The organism is Streptomyces sp. NPDC055078 (assembly GCF_053607985.1).
Window position 1 is genome coordinate 1 of record NZ_JBSGUP010000918.1, and the last position, 2480, is coordinate 2480.

Here is a 2480-nt window from a genome sequence, read left to right on the forward strand (position 1 = left end):
GGGTTGTTTTCCCTGCCCATATTCGATAGATTTACCTACGTAAGGGCGGGGCAGGGCAAGCCCCCGCCACCCACTCCACCACCAGGAGGAACAGCACGTGGATCTCGTCTCGATGCCCCAGCTGTGCGTCGCCGTGCGCACACACGCCAAGCTGCATGCGCAGCTCACCGAAAGCCGCAACCAGCTGGTCGTCACCCTGCCGAGCAGCCTCGATCGGCTGGTTCTCACCAGCGGTCTCAACACTGGACGGCCCCGGATCTTCTGGCAGCTCCGAACCTTCCTCGGTACTTCGAAGAGGGAGTGCGGCTATCTCGACTGGTCCGGCGACTACATTCCGCTGGTTCAGTTCGTCATCGACTACGCCTACTCGTTGCAGCAGATGGCTCCGCAGTACGAGGGTGTGATCGATGCTCTTCGTGGGCGGGGGCTTGACGCGCAGCTCATTGTCGCCGAGGGCGGAGGCGGCTTTCAGATTCGTATCAATCTCCCCGATGGCACGTTCCTCCTGATCGGCGCGGGCGAGTTCCTGCCGCCCCGCAGGGAGCAGGTAGAGGGCTGGCATGTCTCGCACAACGCGCCCGATATCCAGATCGCCGTCGTGTACGACTCCATGCCGGAGAGCCGCCCCCGGGGCGGAAGCCTCGGCGGGGGCAACCCGGACCTGATGGCCGACTGCGTGACGCGGTATGTCACCGGTGTCATGGCCCGCTACGGCGGCCGTCACCCACTGGGCAGCCCCGTTCAGCAGGACGCGACCGCGCCGGGCACAGTGGCGTGGCTGCTGGAAGAGCTGGTGAGCCTGCGACGCCACCAGGCTGATCTGGGCCCGGTCGGAAGTGCGCTGATCACTGTCGCGGAGCTGGACGGCACCGCCCCGAAGTCCGTCGAGGTACCGGCAGAGGTCCTGAACCGGATCTCCGGTCTGCTGCTTTCCGAGGTCACCGCCTGCCAGGCGTACGGCGGGTAGCGCTCACGGCTCGACTGCCGCACTCCAGTGCCGGGCCCGGAGGGCAACCGGGCCCGGCGCACTCCACCACCCTGAGCGCAAGGACTGACCTTGAGCATCACCTTTTGTGACCTCTTCTGCGGCGCGGGCGGCGCCAGCACGGGACTGGTGAACGCCGGTTGGAAGCTGAAGCTGGCCGCCAATCACTGGCAGACCGCGATTGACACGCATGCCTCGAACCACCCGTACGCCGAGCATCTCTGCGCGGACGTCTCGAACTACGACATGCGCAGGCTCCCGAAGACCGATGTGCTGTGGGCGTCCCCCATCTGCACCGAGATATCTCCCGCAGGAGGACGCCGTCGTAGCAAGAAACCCCTGGGCCTCTCAGAAGAAGAGCTGCGCGCCCTGCCCGACGCCGCCTTCCAGCGGACACGTGCCACCGCGTACGACGTCATCCGCGCCGCCGAAGTCCACCAATACAAGGCCATCCTGATCGAGAACGTCATCGAGTTCGCGGACTGGATTCTGTTCGACTGGTGGCTCAAGGGTCTCGTGCAACTGGGCTACAACTACCAGATCATCTGCGTCTCTTCCGCTCACATCGGTGACGCACTCAACCCCGCCGCACCCCAGTGGCGGGACCGGCTCTACATCGTCTTCACCAAGGTGGGCATCCGCTTGCCCGACGTAGCCCCCCGGCCCCTGGCCCACTGTGAGGACTGCACCGAAGACGTCTACGCCCAGCAGACATGGCGTCAGGGGTACCAGGAGACCCGGATCGGCAAATACGCCAAGCAGTACGACTACACCTGCCCGAACCACGACGACGGGGTGATCGTCGAGCCCTACGTGAGCCCAGCCGCCAGCGTCATCGACTGGACTCACCTGGGCACCCGGATCGGGGACCGGAAGAAGCCTCTGGCCGAGAGCACCATGGCGCGCATCGCCGCCGGGCTGGAGATGTTCCCGGCGGATCCGTCGGTGATCACCGTCAACCACAGCGGTCACGACGGCCGCGCATTCCGCCCGGATCTCGCCCCTCTACCCGTCCGCACGGTGAAGGTGGGCGAGGGCCTGGTCGTCCCGCCCGGTGCCTTCGCGTACGCGACCACTCCGGGTCTGGCTGCTCCGCCGTTCGTCGTCACCCTCCGAAACCACGGGTCTGCGGCGCCCGCCGCCACTCCTCTGGCGACCGTCACCGCGGGCGGCAATCACCACGGTCTGGTGATCCCTTTCCGGAAGGGATCCACTCCCAAACAGGTCTCGGAGCCGCTGCACACCCTCTCGACCCATGACTCAGCCGGTCTTCTCCGGCCCGCTGTGGACATCGAGAACTGCCACTTCCGGATGCTCCAGTGGCGCGAGCAGATGAATGCCCAGCGCTTCCCCGAGAGCTACATCGTCAGGGGCAGGAGCAAGGCCGCCAAAACGATGCAGGCGGGGAACGCGGTGAGCTGCAACGTCCCCCAGTGGCTGGGCCACGCCGTGAGCGCCGTTCTCTGATCTCCCCGCCGGGGCCGCCAGATCAGGC

Annotated in this window: 2 protein-coding genes; both read left to right on the forward strand. The window is 66.2% G+C overall.

Annotated elements, in window-relative coordinates:
* The first annotated feature begins 97 nt into the window (after positions 1 to 97).
* On the forward strand, positions 98 to 967 hold the full coding sequence (locus ACWF94_RS38560) for a hypothetical protein (RefSeq protein ID WP_453499649.1): 870 nt from the start codon (positions 98 to 100) through the stop codon (positions 965 to 967).
* A 90-nt stretch (positions 968 to 1057) separates the two neighbouring features.
* Positions 1058 to 2452 carry a DNA cytosine methyltransferase gene (locus ACWF94_RS38565; protein ID WP_453499651.1) on the forward strand — a complete coding sequence of 465 codons (1395 nt, stop codon included), beginning with the start codon at positions 1058 to 1060 and terminating at the stop codon, positions 2450 to 2452.
* Positions 2453 to 2480 lie beyond the last annotated feature (28 nt).